This is a genomic window from Pseudomonas poae (assembly GCF_001439785.1).
GTDB classification, from domain to species: Bacteria; Pseudomonadota; Gammaproteobacteria; order Pseudomonadales; family Pseudomonadaceae; genus Aquipseudomonas; species Aquipseudomonas poae.
In genome coordinates this window covers 109,695-128,904 of record NZ_JYLI01000018.1, presented here as the reverse complement: position 1 = coordinate 128,904, position 19,210 = coordinate 109,695, and the positions used below count along the sequence as shown (strand labels likewise).

The following is a 19,210-nucleotide window of genomic DNA, read 5'->3' as shown; positions in this document are numbered from 1 at the left end:
AGTTGAGTGACGTAAGGCCAGTCACACGCCCTGTGAGCATCCGTGCGGCCCGGGGTATTTACGAGGTAGATTTCAGCTTCTAGACGGACGCTGAACATTGAGCAAGATGTGTTGGGCAGACGCTTACGCCCTTCGTGGTCAAGGGTACGAAGATGTGGCGCAAGCTCGGCGCTTGGTTCTGGCTCGCCACGCAGAACCTTGCCGACTTTCCCACGGCTGCGCAGACCATGCTCAACATGATCGAATGGTGGATTTGCTTGAATATGCCGCCCGCGGAGATTGAGGAAATCGCGCGGTTCAAGAAACTCACGCCGGCACAGAAAGCCTTGCTGCTCTCCGCCAGCAAGGAGCCGGGAAAATACACCGAAGGAGTGGTGCTATCGAAGAAACTCGAAACACTGTTTCGGGCCGTGCCGCCTAGTCTTTATCTCGCCCTTGCAATGACTGAGCCAGAGGAGAAAGCCGAGCGCTGGACACTGATGCAAAACACTGGCTGCTCTGAGCTGGAAGCGGCATATCGAGTAGCGGAGCGAATCGATAGAGCGCGAGGAATAGACCCTGTTTAGGTAAATCTATTCAGCGCTCTAAAACGAGATAACGGTTATTGCCGTCCCCCCCGGAGACGCTGCTGAATCCTCAACAAAAATCCGGCTTCGAAGGCATCCTGACAATCACCGAGAGGAAAAGTCTTGCGTGTTTGCGCCAGCTCCCACCACAGCGGAATTTCCCCAGGCGCATCAAGCCAAGCCTGGGCGCATTGCACGCCACGCTCAATCATTGAGGAAAATTCGCTACCCCACGGAGTCAGAAGACTTGGACAACCATCCGCCGCTGGAATTGAAACGTAGTTTTCGTCCATACACACCTAAATTTCTAATTTATTTTCAGACGCAAAGTCCAGCTTCGAAAACATTTAAGCGCTCGCTAACAGATATAAGCCATCAAATGGCATAGATCAGCGCTAATGCAGACTATATCCCGTGGATTGAGAGTCCCTCAAGGCGCAATTTGCGCGCATGACTCACGACTACGAACAGCTGCGTCTGCAACTGGCGGAAAACATCCGCTTGATGCGACGCGTGAAAAACCTTTCCCAAGAGCAGCTCGCGCTCATGGCCGAGGTCGATCGCACCTACGTCAGTCAAATTGAACGATGCACGGGCAATCCGTCGTTGTTAGTTCTTTTTAAGCTCGCGAGCGTTTTCGAAATCACCGCAGATCAGTTACTTGTGGAACCCGAGGTACTGGGTAGCTCCCTTCACGTCAAATAATAGTCTTACGTACCACAAAGCCGATAGATTGGCGTTCATAATTTCCGCTGACAATCTCCAGTCCCTCACCGATTCTGCCCAGGCCATACATATTGAGCCTGGATTATGACTGCCGTCTGCTCGTCAATATCGCCCGTAAAGCTAAGACCCTTGGCACTGAGCATCCTGCTGGCATGCGGCCCGAGCGTGGCTCTGGACACCGGAAGCATCACGTCCTCCGTGCTTTCGCCAGACTGCCTCGAATACAGGGTCGTGGGCATTTGTTTCTGGCTGCTCTGCACGCCATTCGGCTGCACAATCAAAACCTCGACCAAGGTTCGTCATTTCATTCCTGAACTGGTGGTCTCAAGCTACACCACCACGGGCAATAACCCATGGACCGAGATGGCCACCCTCTCCTCTCCCATCAGCGGTTCGGAAGGTGGCGGCAAGGGATACGAGCCAAAAGGACGGATAAGGGTTGGAAGGGAATGGGTGCTCAAGGGTATCCAAGCTGCTCCAGCAAAAAACCGATTCAGTGCACATCCAAATCCAAGATCCTCATTCGGGACTTAAATCGGGACTTAAAAGCACTGGATGGAGCTGGATTTCAGTGGTTCCCGCTGGAACGAAAAAAGGGCCTAAAGGCCCTGATTTCAATCACTTACAGAATTCAATGGAACTCTGCAGCGCAATATTTGGAGCGGGAAACGAGACTCGAACTCGCGACCCCGACCTTGGCAAGGTCGTGCTCTACCAACTGAGCTATTCCCGCTTGGTGACGCGCATTCTATAGAATCCTCGGCGATCGTCAACACCTTGATTCAAAAAAGTTTTATTTCTTTTCGACGGTAGTGCGCAGATGCGGCCAGGCGGCGCGCAGGTATTGGAGCATGGACCACAGGGTCAGACCGGCGGCGATCAGCAGCAAGGCGTAGCCTGTCAGAACCCAGAAGGAGAAGTCCGACGGGTTGGCGAGCAGGATGACCAGCGCAAGCATCTGGGCAGCGGTTTTCCACTTGCCCATATTGGAAACGGCAACATGAGCGCGGGCGCCGATTTCGGCCATCCACTCGCGCAGCGCCGATACCACGATCTCGCGACCAATGATGACCGCAGCCGGCAGCGTCAGCCACAGGTTGCCGTGTTCCTGCACCAGCAATACCAGGGCAACGGCTACCATGAGCTTGTCGGCCACAGGGTCGAGAAACGCGCCGAACGGCGTGCTCTGCTCCAGCCGACGGGCCAGGTAGCCGTCGAGCCAGTCGGTGGCGGCGGCGAAAGCGAACACGGAACTCGATGCCGCATAGCTCCATTCGTAGGGCAAATAGAACAATAAAATGAAAATCGGGATAAGCAGGACGCGTAGTACGGTGATCAGATTAGGGATATTCATCGGCACAACTGGCTACGAGGTGGAAAGGCATTCTATTCGCTGTGCAGGTTTGCATAAATCAGCTCAGCGAGCTTTTTACTGATACCGGGTGCTTTGGCTATTTCGTCAATGCTGGCACGGGACAGCTCCTGCAAGCCACCAAAATGTTTAAGCAGGTCGCGTCGGCGCGTCGGACCTACCCCTGCCACCCCTTCCAGGGTTGAGGTTCGCCGGGTTTTACCGCGACGAGCGCGGTGGCCGGTAATGGCGAATCGGTGGGCTTCGTCGCGGATCTGCTGAATCAGATGCAGCGCTGGTGAATCGCCCTTCAAGGTGAACTCGTGGGCGGCGTCATTCAAGTACAGCGTCTCGAAACCGGCCTTGCGCGTCGTCCCCTTCGCTACACCGAGCAGAATCAGGTCCGGCACCGCCAGTTCGTTGAGCACATCGCGGGCCATGGACAGCTGGCCCTTGCCGCCGTCCACCAAGAGGATATCAGGCAGCTTGCCCTCGCCTTCCTTCAACTTGCTGAAGCGGCGCATGAGGGCCTGGTGCATGGCTGCGTAGTCATCGCCGGCCGTCACGCCTTCAATGTTGTAGCGTCGATAATCGGATTTGATCGGCCCTTCCGGCCCGAACACCACGCAAGAGGCCACGGTGGCTTCGCCGCTGGAGTGACTGATGTCGTAGCATTCCAGGCGCTGCGGTGGTTCCTCGAGCTTGAGCACTTCGGCCAGCGCTTCAAACCGTGCGGCGACGTGCTGTCGATTGGCAAGGCGCGCGCTGAGTGCCTGTTCGGCGTTGGTCACAGCCAATTGCTGCCAGCGGGCACGGGTGCCGCGTACGCGGTGGCTGATGTCCAGCTCGCGACCGCGCAGCTCGTGAATTGCTTCGATCAGCGTGGGGAAGTCTTCGTGCACCACGTTGACGATCAGCTCCGAGGGCAGATCCCGCTCGGGGCTGCTCACGTAATACTGGCCCAGAAATGCGGCCATGACTTCGGCCACGTCTTCGTCGATACCGGTTTGCGGAAAGAAGTTCTTGCTGCCCAGCACCCGGCCACCGCGAACGTTGATCAAGTGCACACAAGCGCCGCCGGGGTTGACGAAGGCGGCGATCACATCGACATCGCCGGTGCCACCTTCCATGCTTTGCTGGTCCTGCACGCGACGCAACAGCGAAATCTGGTCGCGCAGTTCCGCGGCCTTCTCGAAATCCAGGGTGCTGGCCGCCTGCTCCATGGCGCCGGAGAGTTCATCGGTGAGGGCATTGCTGCGCCCTTCGAGGAACATCACTGAGTGGCGCACATCCTCAGCGTATTCCGCAGGCTCGACCAGGCTCACACAAGGCGCCTTGCAACGCTTGATCTGAAATTGCAGGCACGGCCGGGTACGGTTCCTGTAAAAACTGTCTTCGCACTGGCGCACAAAAAAGGTCTTTTGCAAGAGGCTCAGGCTTTCACGAATTGCGCCGGCGCTGGGATAGGGCCCGAAGTACTTGCCCTTTTGCTTCTTGGCCCCACGGTGAATGCTCAGGCGCGGAAAGGCGCCGTCGGATAAAAATACGTAGGGGTAGGATTTATCGTCACGCAGCAGGATGTTGTAGGGCGGCCGCCATTCCTTGATTAGCGTCTGCTCAAGCAGTAGCGCCTCGGTTTCATTGGCGGTAATGGTGGTTTCGACCTGGGCGATACGCGCCACCAGCGCGGCGGTCTTGGTCGCCAGGCCGGTCTTGCGAAAATAACTCGCCAGACGGTTCTTCAGGTTCTTGGCTTTGCCCACATACAGCAGGCGCGCCTCGCTGTCGAACATGCGGTACACGCCGGGGCGGCCACTGCAGGTCGAGAGGAAGGCACTGGCATCAAACGGTGTGGTCATGTCAGGCGCTGGCGTCCACCATGCCGTGACGCACCGCAAGCAGGGTCAATTCAACATCACTGCTGATGGCAAGCTTCTCGAAAATGCGATAACGGTAGGTGTTGACGGTCTTGGGTGAGAGGCACAGCTTGTCCGAAATCGTCTGTACCTTCTGGCAGCCGACGATCATCAGGGCAATCTGGATTTCCCGCTCCGAGAGCGCATCGAAGGGCGAATCACTGGTGGGCTGAAAAGACTTGATGGCCAACTGCTGGGCAATCTGCGGGCTGATATAGCGTTGCCCGGCAAAGACCAGGCGAATGGCCTGTACCATTTCAGCCAAGCCTGCGCCCTTGGTCAGGTAACCGGCGGCACCGGCCTGCAACAGGCGGGTGGGAAACGGATCTTCCTCGCACACGGTGACCACCACGACCTTGATGTCCGGATGGCTGCGCAGCAGTTTGGTGGTGGCGCCAAGCCCGCCGATTCCGGGCATCTTGACGTCCATCAACACCACATCGGGTTTCAACTCCCGCGCCTTGATCAGGGATTCTTCTCCTGACTCGGCCTGACCAACTACTTGCAGGCCGTCGATGTCAGCCAGCATTCGTGTAATGCCTGTACGAACGAGATCATGGTCATCGACTACTAGCCCCCTAATCAAGCAGACACCTCGCGAAATGGTCTTTATACATTGCTGGACACCTTAGCAAAAAACCAAGGCACAGACCTAGTTGCTCGTGTCATAGATGATTTTTTGGTGCAGCAGGTCCGTTCGTCTCATGACGAACGGCGCATTTTCTGGGTAAACAGTCAGGAATCCTGAATCGGCGGCCTGGATTTACCGTTCACTGCAATGGAGTGCTCGGCCAGTGTAGACGTGAGGCGGCGGATCGCATCCTGGTCCTCCTTCAACATCGCGCGGTAGTCGCCCAGCACTTTTTCCTCAATGTGACTCAGGTTTTCCAGTTGAATCGGCGTCGCGATGCCAGTAAGCACGTACAGCACATCTACGCCTTTTTCGGCCACACGAGACAGATAGTCGGCCTTGGGTGCTCGACCGCCACTCTCATATTTGCCTTGTGCATTGGCCTCCACGCCGCCGATTTCACCAAAAATTTTTTGCGACAGGCCAAGTCGCTCTCTTTCTTGCCTTAAACGCGAACCGATTCCACTCATTTGGATGTATTATCCTAATCTGGCACACCCCAAGAGGTGACACACTCATCTCTTCGTTAAACAAACTTGAACGGTTTTGAACTATGCCCGGAATCCGCACTGCTGCACAAGCCAAGGCCTGGCTGGAACATCAAGGAAAGTCTGTGCAAGCCTTCGCCCGCGAACATGGCGTGGACCCGGCAACCACCTATCAAGTGCTCGCTGGGCGCAAAAAAGGGCGGCGTGGAGAAGCCCATAAGGTAGCGGTCCTTTTGGGCATGAAGGAAGGGATCATCCTTGCTGAGGCTGATGGCCAGAACGAAGATCAGGAAGTCGGCTCCTGAGGCCAGTATGCGCTTATTAGAATTTGACGCATGGTTAGCTTGCGCTGCAGACCTGCTCCATTCGCCAGAAACAATTCTCCTCACCGACAATGCTGAAGCCCATGCGCTGATAGAGCCTGCTCGCCGGGTTGGTCTTGAACACGGTCAACCGCAACAGACCTGACGCCTGCGCTTTTAACGCCATCTGTTGCAGCACCCAGCTTCCCGCACCCAGCCCGCGACAGCCCTCGGTCATATGCAGCTCGCGGATATAGAGCGCTCGGCTATCGCGGCTCAGGCTGATAAAACCCAGAACATCGGCGTCCCGGCAAATGAGCCAGTTTTCCCGGTCGGCCCAAGCGGTATCGAAGCCTCTGTCAGACCACAGCAAGCCGTATTGCTGGTAGTAATCGCTCATGGCTTCGTGGGTCAGCGTGCGGGCAAAGGCCAAATCCTGCTGCGTGGCTGCTTGGAGGTAAAAGGCCATTTACAGCGCCACCACACGGCCAGTCCACTGGGCGCCATCGCGATGGGCAATTACCAGTGCCTCACCGATGCCAGTCGCAGCCGCCAGTAAGCTGCCATCCGCTATCCAGACTGCGCTACGCCCGGCACAGGCCCAGCCACCCGAAGGGCCGCCATGGTTGGCCATCAACACCAGCAGTTTGTATTTGCGGGCATAGCCCTGAAGCAGAGCACTGTCACCCGCGTACCCTCTTTCGCTGATCAGCACACTGGCGGCATATACATTGGCGCCTGACTGCGCTGCAGCAAGCGGATGACTGGCGTGGGAAAAGTCTGCGCATACCGCCAGCGCCACTCGGTCGCTCCCCCGTTCCAGAGCGGCACCACCCTGCCCTGCAACAAAAGCCACGTCTTCGCCTGGGTGTAGGTGCTGCTTGGTGTAGAGCGCAAGGCCCCCATCAGCGCCCAGCACCAGCGCGCCGATCAACACACCTCCATGCGGGGTCAATCGAATCGGCATGCCCACCACCGCCGTTATCTGAAGTTCACGCGCCATTTCGCGCAACGGTGACAGCAATGCGTCTTCCGGAGCAATTGCCAGTCCGGCCGCCAACGAAGGCTCATATTCGGTTAACGACAGTTCGGGAAATACCAGCAATTGCACGCCTTGTTCAGCCGCCTCGCGCATGAAAGCCACATGCCGCTGGATATTCTCGGGCACATCGCCAGCAACGGAAATGAATTGAGCAGCAGCAAGAGTAAGGACAGTCATGGTCGCATCCAATCAATCATCAACAGGTGACCAGCATATCGGCACTCACCCCATAGCCGTAAGTACCTACGTGCAATAGAAATTACTGATTGAATCTGTCGGGGCGCCTCTAGTAAGCTCGGCACCATCATTCTGGAGAGCAACCATGCTGCCACTCACCCACATTCAGGTCTGCCCTGCTGCCAGCGCCCAGCGCTCGGTCGTGGCTGCCCGCGTGAACGGTTTGAGCGCACGGGTCAGCTTTTATTTTGGGTATTGGTTCAGCCACTGGCGCGCCTGATACCTGAAATCGGCGCCCACTGTTCAAGGGGTCGCCTACCAGAGAAATCTAACCCCCGGTCGGCTCCCCGACCGGGGGTTTTGTTTTTTCAGCCCTTACCAACTTTGCAAGCACACACAAGGAATCAAGCCATGAACCACGCCACTTATTACCGTTACGACACTTGCACTGCATGGCGATTTAGCCAGCTCCGCTCGGGACAGCCTGCCGCCTCCGATCGGTCACCCGCTGGTGGCAAATCCACACACGTAGCCAATCCGGCCAATTGTCGAACACCCCAGTAGGCCAAGTGCGCGGGAATAGCCCGCCGCTTGCCCAGGAAGCCCTGAATATGAACTCCTCCGTCGCCGCCCTGCCCCTCCACGCCTTGACCTGCGCCAATGAAACCCTGATCCGACGCCTGCCCAGCGCACTTGAGCTCAAGCACCAGTTGCCCCTCAGCCCGTTCCTGAATGAACAGATCCACGCCCATCGCCAAGCCGTGCGCGCCATCCTCAATGGCGAAGACTCACGCTTGCTGGTGATTGTCGGCCCTTGTTCGATCCACGATCCGGAATCGGCCATGGAATACGCCCGCAACCTGAAGAAGCTTGCGCTGGATGTCAGCGATCAGATGCTGCTGGTGATCCGCGCCTACGTCGAGAAACCCCGCACCACCATCGGCTGGAAAGGCCTGGCCTATGACCCGCACTTGGACGGCAGCGATGACATGGCGGCCGGCCTCACGCTGTCGCGCGAGCTGATGCGCGAGATGCTGCGCCTGGGCCTGCCGGTCGCGACCGAGCTACTGCAGCCCATGGCGGCCGGCTACTTCGATGACCTGCTCAGTTGGGTCGCAATTGGAGCGCGCACCACCGAATCGCAGATCCATCGCGAAATGGCCAGCGGTCTGGGCATGCCCGTGGGTTTCAAGAATGGCACCGACGGCGGCGTCGCCATTGCCTGTGACGCGATGCGTTCAGCCGCCCACCCTCATCGCCACTTCGGTGTGGACAGCCAGGGCCACCCGGCGATCATCCAGACGCCGGGCAACCCCGACACCCATCTGGTGTTGCGCGGCGGTCACCGCGGGCCGAACTACGATGCGCAGAATGTGCAACAGGTAAAGCGAGACCTCGCCAACGCCAAGGTGGCCGCGCGGATCATGGTCGATTGCAGCCATGCCAACAGCGGCAAGGACCCGCTGCGTCAGCCGGCCGTGTTCAACGAGGTGCTGGAGCAACGCTTGCAGGGCGACACATCGCTGATCGGCATGATGCTCGAAAGCCATTTGTTCGAGGGCTGCCAGCCGTTGAGCGCGTCGATGAAATACGGCGTCTCGGTCACCGACGGCTGCCTGGGCTGGACCGCCACCGAGCAGTTGCTGCGCAATGCGGCCGAGCGCTTGCGGGTACCCCGCACACTCGCCTGATCGACAAAGATCGAAGTGCAGGAGGGGCTTGCCCCTCCTGCCGTTGATCGAGCCGCCCCACCATTCGTGACGCTCCCTCAACAGTCCTTTGCGGCATCGGCGGTTTTTCCAACGGAACGACGCGCGGATACTCGACTCCATTGTCCACACCCGTTCAGGAGTCTCTAATGTCCCTCCCTACCCAAAAAGTCCCTGCCTTCGGCCTAGGCACCTTCCGTTTGAAAGGCCAGGTGGTGATCGACTCGGTCAGCACTGGTCTGGAACTGGGCTACCGCGCCATCGACACCGCGCAGATCTACGAGAATGAAGCCGAGGTTGGCCAAGCCATTGCCGACAGCGGCGTGCCGCGTGACGAGCTGTTCATCACCAGCAAGATCTGGGTGTCCAACTTCGCCCAGGGCCACTTGATTCCCAGCCTGCAGGAAAGCCTGCGCAAACTCAAAACCGATTACCTGGACCTGACGCTGATCCACTGGCCGTCACCGGAAAACCAGGTGCCCGTCGCCGAGTTCATGGGCCAGCTGCTGGAAGCCAAGCGCCTGGGCCTGACGCGCCAGATCGGCATCTCCAACTTCACGGTCGACCTGATGAAACAGGCGATTGCCGCCGTGGGCGCGGAAAATATCGCCACCAACCAGATCGAGCTGCACCCCTACCTGCAAAACCGCAAGGTGGTGGAATTCGCCCACGCCAACGATATCCAGATCACCTCGTACATGACCCTGGCCTATGGCGAAGTGCTCAAGGACCCGGTACTCGAGCAAATAGCCGAACGCCATCAAGCCACCCCAGCGCAAGTCGCTTTGGCATGGGCCATGCAACTGGGCCATGCGGTGATTCCATCGTCAACCAAGCGCGCCAACCTGGAGAGCAACCTGAAAGCCCTGCAGTTGACCTTGAGCGCGGACGACATGGCGCAAATTGCCAACCTGGAACGGGGCCATCGCTTGACCAGCCCCAAGAGCATCGCACCCGAGTGGGACTGAACTCAGGCAGCCGGCTTGCGGGACAACTCCCGCAGCCACGGCAACACCCGCAGGCCCCGAGAGGCGCCGGGCGGGTCAATGATGTCCATGAAGTGTTCGAGATTGACCGTGTCCGGCGCACCCGGCAAACGAACCAGCAATGTCGGCGTGGTGCCGGCGGCTGATGCCACGTCCAGATGGTCGTACACCAACACATGACGGGCCTGGGGGTGCGGCCCCCTCGCCTGGGCCGCCAGCCCTGCATTGATGATCAATACATCGAAGGGCTCGGCCGGAATGGCCGTCAGGATCTGGACTTCTTCGAAGGTTTGCACCGGCAGGATGCGGTGATACCCCAACTGATTGAGCATTTTCTCGATGTGCAGTCGTTGCAGGTGCTGTTCATCGGCAATCAGGATGGTCAGTGCTTTATTCGGCATGTCGGGTACCTGCGCAGGCGGAGCTCGTCAGTGAGCAGCGCCCATTTTCCAGACATATCCCGCAGACAAAATCAGGCTTGTTCCCCCTTCGCGTAGGAGTTGTCCCAAACTTACCGAATGGCCATCAAACGCCGTCAAGGCTGATTGCAATAACCACTCAAGCCTCGGTACAGATCGTCAATCGCCACGCCTACCGCCTGTACGGCAGCATCCAGGGCGCTGCGCTCCTGGCTCAGGCAAGCCGTCTCCAGCGTGTCGCAGTGCGCGATCAGCACCTGGGCCCTGACCATGCGCGCGCCGCCTTTGACGCGGTGAGCCAGATCATGCAATGCGTGAAAGTCGCGCTCAGTGTGCAGCATCGAAAGCAGCGCGCGGTCAGCCTGCAGGCTGTCGAGCAACGGTGCCAGAAGTTCCAGAAGCGCGGCGCGATCATCCCCGGTCAGCGAGACCAGAGCGCTCAGATCCACCACGAGGTCCGGTTCAGCAGCCGACGGTTGATCGGTGAGCGTGGCCAACGCCGAACGCAAGTCTTCGAGGCCCGCCGGCTTGAACAGGCAACCGTCCATGCCGGCCTGGCGACAGCGTTCGGTTTCTTCAGGTTGCGCATTGGCGGTAAACCCAAGCAGCAGGCATGGCGCCCGGCCGTGTTCGCGTTCATACGCACGGATATCACGCGCCAGTGCGTAACCGTTCTTGAGCGGCATGTTGCAATCGGTGATGACCACATCCGTAGGCGCGGCTTTCCACAGCTCGAACCCTTGGTTGCCTTCCTCGGCAGTGCTGATCCGATGCCCCAGAAAGCTCAATTGCCGCGCCAGCAGCGCGCGGTTGGCCGGATAGTCATCCACCACCAGAATGTCCAATGCCCGAACCGGTTGCGCGCGCGCGACCATCGCCGGGTGCTCGGCGGGCGATATCGCGGTACGGGCCAGCGTCACGAGCAAGTCCACCCGCGTGCCCTTGCCGAGCACGCTGCTCAGGTGCAGTTTGCCCCCCATCATTTCACACAGGTTGCGACTGATCACCAGCCCCAGCCCGGACCCACTGCGCGGCGACTGCTCGCTGTTGCTGCCTTGGATAAATGGGTTGAACAGCCGCTGCTGGTCTTCTGCGCTGATACCGATACCGGCGTCTTCGACCCACAACTTGAACTCCAGTTGGTCTGCATCGCAGGCCGGCGAAACGCTTCCTCCCAACCGCACCTGGCCCTGAGACGTGAACTTGATCGCGTTGCTCAACAGGTTGGAAACCACCTGTTTAAAGCGCAACGGATCAACCAGCACCGGGCAATCCATCAACGGATCCAATTCCACCTGCAGCGCCAGCCCCTTGGAGCGCGCAAGCCCTTCGAACACCCGCGCCACTGACAGCAGCAGTTCATGCACGTTGGCGGGCTCCTGCGCCAGCGAAAGATGCCCGGACTCGATTCTCGCAATGTCCAGAATATCGCCGATCAACTCCAGCATGCCGCGTGATGCCACCGACGCCACCTGCAGGGCATCGCGGTCGGGGCGGCCCTGCTCGGCGTTCGCCAGGGCCAGCTCGATCATGCCAATCACCGCGTTCATGGGCGTGCGAATCTCGTGACTCATGGTCGCCAGAAACGTGGTCTTGGCACGGTTGGCGGCGTCCGCATCTTCCTTGGCCTCCTGCAACTGACCGAGCAAGCGCTGCCGTTCGCTTACATCCACCCAGCCGGCAATCATGCCCACCACATTGTCATCGCCATCGCGGTACGGCAGCATCCATTGGTAAATGGTCAGGACCTTGTCGCCCGGCACCTTGAGGATTCTGTCTTGAATCTGCGGTACGCCGCTGGCCATCAGGCGCATGTAATCCTCATGGAACAGTTGCGCCTGAGGCGGGTTGCCGGTGTCGGTTTCCACGGCGGTCTTGCCGATCACCTCTTCGAGCCTGAAGCCGAACACATCCAGGTACGCGTTGTTGCACGCCATCAACCGTCCCTGGCGATCACGCACGTAAATCGGGTGCGGCGTGCCGTCGATCAATACGCTCATAAAGCGCATCTGGTCGCTCAAGGCACGCTCGGCCTGCACACGCTTGCGGATGAGGCTGCGCAGATAAATCGCCCAGCCCAGGGTGATCACCAGCAGCAGCGCGGCCAGGCCAAATCCCTGCATGATCACATTGCGATGACGCAGCCAGTAACTGTCCTCGATGATGACCTCGTTGCGCCAGTGGCTGATGATTTCATCCATTTCCTGCGGCGTGATACTCAGCAGCGCTTTATCGAGGATCGAAAACAGCTCCAACTGGCTGCGGTTGACCCCAAAGGCGATACGCACCGGGTCCGAGCCGATTGTGCTGGTGACGCGCAAACTGTCGCGGTAAGACCGGGCGATCATAAAGCGCGCACTGAGCAGCGAGTTGACCGCGCCCTCTGCGCCGCCATTGGCCACCAGCGCCAGCGCCTGTTCCGGATTTTCGACGTCCACGAACCGAATCCCCGGGAAATTCTGTGCAATCGTATCGTGCAGGCCACTGCCGCCGATCAGCGCCAGCCGTTTACCCACCATGTCCTCCAACGTCAGCGGGCTGCGCTCTTCGCCACGGGTCACCAGCACCAGCGGGTTGGTCAGGTAGGGCCGGGTGAAACGCACCTTTTCGGCACCCTCGACACTGGGCGTCACCACCGCCAGCATGTCCGCCCCGCCCGCGCTCACCTGGTCGATCTGGCGCGGGATCGAGCGGCCCGGCACCGCATCGAATTTCAGCCCGGTGCGCAAGCTGATACGGGACAACAACTCGGCGCTCAACCCTTCGAACTGCCCCTGGTCATCGATCAGGGACAGCGGCATGAACTGCTCGGGCACCGCGATCTTGACCCGTGGATTTTTCTCCAGCCAACGCTGCTCACTGGCACTCAATTGCAATCGCTCGGCGCCGACGATCCCCAGATTACCGCCACTCCAGCGGCGCAGGATCTCCATTTGTTCACTGGCCGGTATCGCCGCCAGCGCTGCGTTGATAATCGGCAGCAACTGCTTGTTGTCCCGCGTCAGAGCAAAGGCAAACGGGTTGACTTCCAGGGTGGAAAAGTCCGCCATGCGCACGTTGTTCAAGTGGTTGCGGTTGATCAGGTAATTGGTGCTGATGGCATCCCCCAGGTACACATCGGCGCGGCCGAACGCCACCGCGCCGATCGCCTCGAACGTCGAGGAAAACAGCTCCAACCGCGCATCGGGGTAAAAACCACGCACCCTCTCGGGCGGCAAGTAGTGATAAAGCATCGCCACGCGCTTTCCCGCAAGATCGCTGCTTATCGCCTGGCTCTCACCCGTGCGGGTGACCAGGGTCGGCTGGTCGTTGGCGTAGGCGCGCGACATCACCAGTTGCGGGTCTGCAGCTTCATAGCCATTGGCGGAACCAATGAAGTCCACGGTGCCCTGCTTGAGGGCTTCGATCACTTCATCGCGGGTTTCGTAGGATCGGACCTCAATGGTCACGTTCAGGGCCTGGCTGATCAGCGCCGCAAAATCAGCAGTGATTCCCTGGAACTCACCGTTGTTGTTTGTCAGGTCAAACGGGGCATAATCGGGGGCGGAAATTCCCATCAGCAACGTGCGCCGCTCACGCAGCCAGCGCCAGTCAGATTCTTTCAATACCGGGGATGGACCATGAAAACTGGAATGCGCCAACAAGCGCAAGGGGGGTGGTTCGTCAGCTGCCGTCGCCGCTATTGGCGGCCAACCCACCAACAGGGTCATGATAAAGGGGCGAATCCTGACGAACCTCATGGGCAGTCAAATCAGTTGATTGCGCTGGGCGAATTTTGCAATGTGCACCACCGATGACATACGCAGCTTCTCCTTGAGGCGCGTTTTGTAGGTACTGATGGTCTTGTGGCTCAGCAACATCTGCTCGGCAATCTGGTTGTTGCCCAGCCCCAGCGCGAGCATGCGCAAAACTTCCAGCTCGCGATCCGACAGCGACTCCACCAGTTGCAGCTCGGTGGATTGCAAGTCATCACGCCGTACCGAACTGCTCGACAAGCTGGGAAAGCAGCTGTAATTGGACATCACAGCCTTGATTGCCTTTTGCAGCTCGTCCAACTCACCGGTCTTGGCCACAAACCCCATGGCGCCGGCGCGCATGCATCGGGCAGAAAAAAACTCCGCAAGGGATGCGGTCAATACCAGCATCTTGCACGGCAAGCCCAGTGCCTTGACCCGACTGATCACCTCCAGCCCACCCAGTTTCGGAATGGCCAGGTCGAGGATCATCAAGTCCGGACGACCTTCCCGAGCCTTTTGTACCGCGTCCGCGCCATTGCCCGCCTCGTCGATTTCGGTAAAGCCTTCCTGCTTGAGCAGGAACCGGACGGTTTGGCGGATAAACGGGTGATCATCAACGATTAACGCTTTACTCATAACACTCCCCTGAGACGCAAGTACACTCACACATCACACGGGACGCAGGTACCTGTGAGAAATGACAGTCCCGACCAGCGGCACTGCGCTTACTCAACACGGGGTCAAGCCTGGTCCCTTCGATTGAAAGCATTTTCGGATATGCACAGCCGAATCTTCGCTGCCGGATAGCAGTGAGGGCGCAACCTTAGCAACGTAATAACGCCTGGATCGAAGGGATATTCCTGACCAGGCGTAGGACTTATCCTCGCAACGCCTGATGAGGTGGCAATCTGAACGCGCGTTGCGCGCGCCCCGTCAGTCGGTGGTACTCGGGCTCCAGAACGCCTGCACCACCAGGGTCGAGCCGGAAATACGCGCCACCAGCGCGTCCAGCTCGTCACCGTCCACCGAGGTCGCGGCCAGGGTGGCCTCGATCTCCACTTCCTCGCTGCCGAATGGCCGCACATCGATGTCACTGGCCGGGTAGTTGCAGCGCGCCAGCTCGGCTTCCAGCAACACCATCACCGCCTGTTGCTGGCTGCGTCGCGCGATCACATAGAGGATATTGGTCACCTCGGCGGACACCACATCCAACGGTTGGCGGTTGATGTTATTGACGATCGGCCGCAGCAAGGTATTGGCTGCCAGCACGAACAGGGTTCCCAACAGCGCTTCCAGGATCAGGTCGGCGCCGGCACAGGCGCCCACCGCGGCCGAGCCCCACAGCGTGGCCGCCGTGTTGAGCCCGCGCACATTGCCTTCTTCGCGCATGATCACGCCGGCCCCGAGAAAGCCGATGCCCGAGACCACATAGGCAACCACGCGCACCGCCGCCTCCGCACCACCAAGCCGGCTGGCCATGTCGACAAAAATCGCCGCACCCACCGCCACCAGCACATTGGTACGCAGGCCCGCCGTACGCTGGCGGTACTGGCGTTCAAAGCCAATCAGGCCGCCGAAGATGAACGCCGCCGTCAGACTGACCAGGGTATCGATCAGCGAGTCGAGGTTGATGTTATGGATTGCCTGCATAAAAATCTCCCTGTCTGCAGCCACAGATTGAAACCGCCCTGCCCCGGTGAGAACGAACTCCCACAGGGGCAGGCAGTGCTGCCAATAAAGTCTTACTGCCAGCCAAACTTGCGGATGTAATAGCCCTTCACTGCCTGGGTCAGCGCCATGTACGCCAGCAGAATCACCGGCAGGAACACGAAGTACAGCGACGGAAGCGCCTGCAGCTTGAAGTAATGTGCCAACGGCCCCATCGGCAGGAAAATCCCCACTGCCATGATCACCACGGTCATCACCATCAACGGCATCGCCGCACGGCTTTGCAGGAACGGAATTTTCGGGGTACGGATCATGTGCACGATCAGCGTCTGGGTCAGCAACCCCACCACGAACCAGCCGGACTGGAACAGGGTCTGGTGATCCGGTGTGTTGGCATCGAACACGTACCACATGAGGGCGAACGTGGTGATGTCGAAGATCGAACTGATCGGCCCGAAGAACAGCATGAAACGCCCCACGTCCCCCGGCTGCCAGCGTTGCGGTTTGGCGAGCATTTCCTCGTCGACGTTATCGAACGGAATCGCGATCTGCGAAATATCGTAGAGCAGGTTCTGTACCAGCAGGTGCATCGGCAGCATCGGCAGGAACGGGATAAACGCGCTGGCCACCAGCACCGAGAACACGTTGCCGAAGTTGGAACTGGCGGTCATCTTGATGTACTTGAGCATGTTGGCGAAGGTACGACGGCCTTCGAGCACGCCCTCCTCGAGGATCATCAGGCTTTTTTCCAGCAGAATGATGTCGGCCGCTTCCTTGGCAATGTCCACCGCGCTGTCCACCGAAATACCGATATCGGCGGTACGCAGCGCCGGCGCGTCATTGATGCCGTCGCCCATGAACCCGACCACATGCCCGTTGGCCTTGAGCAGGCGCACGATGCGCTCCTTGTGGCTGGGTGTGAGCCGGGCGAATACATTGGTGGTTTCAACCGCCTTGGCCAGCTCGGTGTCGGTCATGTCTTCGATGTCATTGCCCATCAGCAGGCCTTGCTGTTCCAGGCCCACTTCGCGGCAGATCTTGGCGGTGACCAACTCGTTGTCACCGGTGAGCACTTTGACCGCGACGCCGTGGGCTTTGAGCGCCTTCAGCGCAGGCGCTGTGCTTTCCTTGGGTGGATCGAGGAACGCGACATAGCCGATCAGGGTCAGGTTGCTTTCATCCGCCAGGCTGTAGGTATCGCGACCCGACGCCATCGGTTGCGCGGCAACCGCCACCACACGCAGGCCTTCTTCGTTGAATGCCGCAGTCACCTGCCGAATGCGTGCCAGCAGCTCGTCGGTCAGCGCTTCGTTAACCTCACCGTGACGCACACTGGTGCACACCGACAGGATCTCCTCCACGGCGCCCTTGCAGATCAACAGGTGCGGCAAGCCTTGCTCGGCGACCACCACCGACATGCGCCGGCGATTGAAGTCGAACGGAATTTCATCGACCTTGTGGAAGGCCGTGCCCACGTTCAACTCGCGGTGCACGTCGACGTGCTCCAGCACCGCCACGTCCAGCAGGTTTTTCAGGCCGGTCTGGTAGTAGCTGTTGAGGTAGGCCATTTCCAGTACGTCGTCGGAATCCTGGCCCCACACATCAACATGGCGCGCCAGGAAAATCTTGTCCTGGGTGAGCGTGCCGGTCTTGTCGGTGCACAGCACGTCCATGGCGCCGAAGTTCTGGATCGCATCCAGGCGCTTGACGATGACCTTCTTGCGCGACAGAAACACCGCCCCTTTGGCCAGGGTGGAGGTGACGATCATCGGCAGCATTTCCGGGGTCAGCCCCACGGCAATCGACAGCGCGAACAACAGCGCTTCGGTCCAGTCGCCCTTGGTGAAACCATTGATGAACAGCACCGCCGGCGCCATCACGAACATAAAGCGAATCAGCAGCCAGCTGACCTTGTTCACGCCATGCTGGAACGATGTGGTAGCACGGTCGGTCGCCGTCACGCGTTGGGCCAGCGCGCCAAAATAGGTGCTGTTGCCGGTCGCCAGGATCACAGCGGTGGCGGCGCCGGACACCACGTTGGTGCCCATGAACAGGATGTTTTCCAGGTCCAGCGGATTGCGCGTCGCGGCGTCCTGCTGCTGCACGAATTTCTCCACCGGCATCGATTCACCGGTCATCGCCGCCTGGCTGACGAACAGGTCCTTGGCCGTGAGTACGCGGCAGTCGGCCGGGATCATGTCGCCGGCCGACAGTACGATCAGGTCGCCCGGCACCAGTTGCTTGATCGGCAGCTCAATGCGCTTGGGGGCGTCTCGGCGCAGCACGGTCGCGGTATTGCTCACCATTGCCTTGAGCGCGTCAGCGGCCTTGTTCGACTTGGCCTCCTGCCAGAAGCGCAGCAGGGTCGAGAGCACCACCATGGAGAAGATCACCGTGGCGGCTTTCATGTCCTCGGTCAGCCACGAGATCACTGCCAGCAGGGTCAGCAGCAGGTTGAACGGGTTTTTGTAGCAGTGCCACAGATGCACCCACCATGGCAGCGGCTGCTCATGCTCGACTTCATTGAGGCCGTATTGCACGCGCAGAGCGTCGGCGTCCTGGCTGCTCAGGCCCTCGGCATGGCTGCCCAGCGTGCCGAGCAATTGCGCGGCGTCACTGTTGGCGGCGGCCACCAGGGTTTGCGCCAGGGTCGGCGGGACTTCACGGCTGACGCTGGCGTCGGTCACGGTTTCGAGCATGGCCAGGCGGCGAAAATGCCGGGCGATATGGCGGGTCCGCAGAAAGCCTGCGAAGAACTCTTTGAGCAGAGTGAGTTTCATGGTGTTACTCCTGCGCGAGGTAAAAACCCGTCGTGCAGGTACTGCCCTCTGCACCGCGCCCGTTTCACAGGCACAGACAGACGTGGCCCGCCTGCCGTAACAGGCAGGCGCGTCCGTAGCCTCCCACGGTAATGGGTGGCTGGTCAGCGTCGATGAGAGAGGATCGAGGCACGACCAGAACTGGCCGCTACCGGGATGCCGCTTCTCGCTTTTTTGGCGAGACAACGGCATCGAAAAAGAATGCGCGTTACCTTGCCAAGTACGTGCCGGTTAACAAGACCGGCCGACAACTGTCACTCGAACAAGTACCCACTTAGGGTCTCCGCTATTGATGAAAACGCGCGAAGCTTACGCCCCGGTGCCAGCAGAGTAAACCGCAGAAAAGTGTCGAATGGGTGAATACGAAGATTCTTCAGGATGGGTTCAGGAACCGATTTTCAAGCCCCCCGATCAATGAAAGCCCTCGCTGATTCCCCGACCTGGCGCTGTGGCGAGCGGGCTTGCCCCGCGTTGGGGTGCGAAGCGCCCCCAATCCAGCAAAACGCGGTGTACCTGATACGGCTCAGCGCCTGGTTTTGGGGCTGCTGCGCAGCCCAACGCAGGACAAGCCTGCTCGCCACAGGGAATCCGCGGTTAACTGAAGAGCATTGGCAAGACCTACGCGAGAACACGACATTCCCTATCCAACAATCATTCCCGGCTTATTCCCGTC

General features: G+C 59.4%; 17 protein-coding genes, 1 tRNA gene and 2 pseudogenes. 7 read left to right on the top strand and 13 right to left on the bottom strand.

Annotation, left to right across the window (positions count from 1 at the left end):
• Positions 1-122: 122 nt before the first annotated feature.
• Positions 123-566, top strand: a pseudogene (locus TU75_RS20270) (conjugative transfer ATPase); the annotation flags it as partial.
• Between the two features lie 35 nt (positions 567-601).
• Here TU75_RS20270 and TU75_RS27705 read toward each other — a convergent pair.
• Positions 602-859, bottom strand: a complete 258-nt coding sequence (locus TU75_RS27705) for a LasR-specific antiactivator QslA (protein ID WP_082630499.1) — start codon at positions 857-859, stop codon at positions 602-604.
• Between the two features lie 157 nt (positions 860-1,016).
• On the opposite strand from TU75_RS27705, the gene TU75_RS20265 reads away from it, so the two are divergent.
• Together TU75_RS20265 and TU75_RS26865 are read left to right on the top strand one after the other, a co-directional pair.
• Positions 1,017-1,271, top strand: coding sequence for a helix-turn-helix domain-containing protein (locus TU75_RS20265; protein ID WP_060549894.1), 255 nt, complete (start codon positions 1,017-1,019; stop codon positions 1,269-1,271).
• Between the two features lie 105 nt (positions 1,272-1,376).
• Positions 1,377-1,715 (top strand): annotated as a pseudogene (locus tag TU75_RS26865) (TraU family protein); the annotation flags it as partial.
• Positions 1,716-1,949: 234 nt separating this feature from the next.
• Here TU75_RS26865 and TU75_RS20255 read toward each other — a convergent pair.
• The 5 genes from TU75_RS20255 to TU75_RS20235 form a co-directional block, all read right to left on the bottom strand.
• A tRNA-Gly gene (locus tag TU75_RS20255) sits at positions 1,950-2,025 on the bottom strand.
• A gap of 60 nt (positions 2,026-2,085) precedes the next feature.
• Positions 2,086-2,646: a CDP-diacylglycerol--glycerol-3-phosphate 3-phosphatidyltransferase gene (gene pgsA, locus TU75_RS20250; RefSeq protein ID WP_003232771.1), complete on the bottom strand. Its 561-nt coding sequence runs from the start codon at positions 2,644-2,646 to the stop codon at positions 2,086-2,088.
• A gap of 32 nt (positions 2,647-2,678) precedes the next feature.
• Complete coding sequence (uvrC, locus tag TU75_RS20245) at positions 2,679-4,502, bottom strand: excinuclease ABC subunit UvrC (protein ID WP_003232773.1); 1,824 nt, start codon at positions 4,500-4,502, stop codon at positions 2,679-2,681.
• A 1-nt stretch (position 4,503) separates the two neighbouring features.
• Positions 4,504-5,145: a response regulator transcription factor GacA gene (gene gacA, locus TU75_RS20240; RefSeq protein WP_025854531.1), complete on the bottom strand. Its 642-nt coding sequence runs from the start codon at positions 5,143-5,145 to the stop codon at positions 4,504-4,506.
• 149 nt (positions 5,146-5,294) lie between these two features.
• Entirely contained in the window at positions 5,295-5,660 is a 366-nt protein-coding gene (locus TU75_RS20235) for a helix-turn-helix domain-containing protein (RefSeq protein WP_060549892.1), read from the bottom strand.
• A gap of 83 nt (positions 5,661-5,743) precedes the next feature.
• Between TU75_RS20235 and TU75_RS20230 the strand changes: the two genes are divergently transcribed.
• Positions 5,744-5,983: a DNA-binding protein gene (locus TU75_RS20230; RefSeq protein ID WP_003232777.1), complete on the top strand. Its 240-nt coding sequence runs from the start codon at positions 5,744-5,746 to the stop codon at positions 5,981-5,983.
• Positions 5,984-6,017: 34 nt separating this feature from the next.
• Here the strand turns inward: TU75_RS20230 and TU75_RS20225 are convergent, their stop codons facing one another.
• Together TU75_RS20225 and TU75_RS20220 are read right to left on the bottom strand one after the other, a co-directional pair.
• Positions 6,018-6,449: a GNAT family N-acetyltransferase gene (locus TU75_RS20225; RefSeq protein WP_060549891.1), complete on the bottom strand. Its 432-nt coding sequence runs from the start codon at positions 6,447-6,449 to the stop codon at positions 6,018-6,020.
• The gene (locus TU75_RS20220) at positions 6,450-7,199 is read right to left on the bottom strand and encodes a carbon-nitrogen hydrolase family protein (protein ID WP_060549890.1); all 750 of its coding nucleotides are present in this window, start codon (positions 7,197-7,199) and stop codon (positions 6,450-6,452) included.
• Positions 7,200-7,344: 145 nt separating this feature from the next.
• Between TU75_RS20220 and TU75_RS28330 the strand changes: the two genes are divergently transcribed.
• The 3 genes from TU75_RS28330 (at position 7,345) to dkgB (ending at position 9,876) form a co-directional block, all read left to right on the top strand.
• Complete coding sequence (locus tag TU75_RS28330) at positions 7,345-7,479, top strand: hypothetical protein (protein ID WP_256094246.1); 135 nt, start codon at positions 7,345-7,347, stop codon at positions 7,477-7,479.
• A 331-nt stretch (positions 7,480-7,810) separates the two neighbouring features.
• Positions 7,811-8,890 carry a 3-deoxy-7-phosphoheptulonate synthase gene (locus TU75_RS20215; RefSeq protein ID WP_015371774.1) on the top strand — a complete coding sequence of 360 codons (1,080 nt, stop codon included), beginning with the start codon at positions 7,811-7,813 and terminating at the stop codon, positions 8,888-8,890.
• 167 nt (positions 8,891-9,057) lie between these two features.
• Positions 9,058-9,876 carry a 2,5-didehydrogluconate reductase DkgB gene (gene dkgB, locus TU75_RS20210; RefSeq protein WP_060549889.1) on the top strand — a complete coding sequence of 273 codons (819 nt, stop codon included), beginning with the start codon at positions 9,058-9,060 and terminating at the stop codon, positions 9,874-9,876.
• Between the two features lie 2 nt (positions 9,877-9,878).
• Here dkgB and TU75_RS20205 read toward each other — a convergent pair whose 3' ends face one another.
• The 5 genes from TU75_RS20205 to mgtA all read right to left on the bottom strand — a co-directional run bounded on the left by TU75_RS20205 (position 9,879) and on the right by mgtA (position 18,498).
• Complete coding sequence (locus TU75_RS20205) at positions 9,879-10,295, bottom strand: ANTAR domain-containing protein (protein WP_003232784.1); 417 nt, start codon at positions 10,293-10,295, stop codon at positions 9,879-9,881.
• A gap of 134 nt (positions 10,296-10,429) precedes the next feature.
• Positions 10,430-14,023, bottom strand: a complete 3,594-nt coding sequence (locus tag TU75_RS20200; protein WP_060549888.1) for a transporter substrate-binding domain-containing protein — start codon at positions 14,021-14,023, stop codon at positions 10,430-10,432.
• Between the two features lie 36 nt (positions 14,024-14,059).
• A complete protein-coding gene (locus TU75_RS20195; RefSeq protein ID WP_003232786.1) occupies positions 14,060-14,686 on the bottom strand; it encodes a response regulator transcription factor in 627 nt (208 codons plus the stop codon).
• Between the two features lie 297 nt (positions 14,687-14,983).
• On the bottom strand, positions 14,984-15,700 hold the full coding sequence (locus TU75_RS20190; RefSeq protein ID WP_060549887.1) for an MgtC/SapB family protein: 717 nt from the start codon (positions 15,698-15,700) through the stop codon (positions 14,984-14,986).
• A 92-nt stretch (positions 15,701-15,792) separates the two neighbouring features.
• Positions 15,793-18,498, bottom strand: coding sequence for a magnesium-translocating P-type ATPase (gene mgtA / locus TU75_RS20185; RefSeq protein ID WP_060549886.1), 2,706 nt, complete (start codon positions 18,496-18,498; stop codon positions 15,793-15,795).
• Positions 18,499-19,210: the final 712 nt, after the last annotated feature.

Bases quoted from the DNA above. Each gene is read 5' to 3' on its own strand.
- TU75_RS20190 (WP_060549887.1), bottom strand. From the start codon at position 15,700: ATGCAGGCAATCCATAACATCAACCTCGACTCGCTGATCGATACCCTG.
- pgsA (WP_003232771.1), bottom strand. From the start codon at position 2,646: ATGAATATCCCTAATCTGATCACCGTACTACGCGTCCTGCTTATCCCG.
- TU75_RS20230 (WP_003232777.1), top strand. From the start codon at position 5,744: ATGCCCGGAATCCGCACTGCTGCACAAGCCAAGGCCTGGCTGGAACAT.
- mgtA (WP_060549886.1), bottom strand. From the start codon at position 18,498: ATGAAACTCACTCTGCTCAAAGAGTTCTTCGCAGGCTTTCTGCGGACC.
- TU75_RS27705 (WP_082630499.1), bottom strand. From the start codon at position 859: ATGGACGAAAACTACGTTTCAATTCCAGCGGCGGATGGTTGTCCAAGT.
- TU75_RS20265 (WP_060549894.1), top strand. From the start codon at position 1,017: ATGACTCACGACTACGAACAGCTGCGTCTGCAACTGGCGGAAAACATC.
- dkgB (WP_060549889.1), top strand. From the start codon at position 9,058: ATGTCCCTCCCTACCCAAAAAGTCCCTGCCTTCGGCCTAGGCACCTTC.
- TU75_RS20195 (WP_003232786.1), bottom strand. From the start codon at position 14,686: ATGAGTAAAGCGTTAATCGTTGATGATCACCCGTTTATCCGCCAAACC.
- TU75_RS20225 (WP_060549891.1), bottom strand. From the start codon at position 6,449: ATGGCCTTTTACCTCCAAGCAGCCACGCAGCAGGATTTGGCCTTTGCC.
- uvrC (WP_003232773.1), bottom strand. From the start codon at position 4,502: ATGACCACACCGTTTGATGCCAGTGCCTTCCTCTCGACCTGCAGTGGC.
- TU75_RS20235 (WP_060549892.1), bottom strand. From the start codon at position 5,660: ATGAGTGGAATCGGTTCGCGTTTAAGGCAAGAAAGAGAGCGACTTGGC.
- TU75_RS20205 (WP_003232784.1), bottom strand. From the start codon at position 10,295: ATGCCGAATAAAGCACTGACCATCCTGATTGCCGATGAACAGCACCTG.
- TU75_RS28330 (WP_256094246.1), top strand. From the start codon at position 7,345: ATGCTGCCACTCACCCACATTCAGGTCTGCCCTGCTGCCAGCGCCCAG.
- TU75_RS20200 (WP_060549888.1), bottom strand. From the start codon at position 14,023: ATGACCCTGTTGGTGGGTTGGCCGCCAATAGCGGCGACGGCAGCTGAC.
- TU75_RS20215 (WP_015371774.1), top strand. From the start codon at position 7,811: ATGAACTCCTCCGTCGCCGCCCTGCCCCTCCACGCCTTGACCTGCGCC.
- TU75_RS20220 (WP_060549890.1), bottom strand. From the start codon at position 7,199: ATGACTGTCCTTACTCTTGCTGCTGCTCAATTCATTTCCGTTGCTGGC.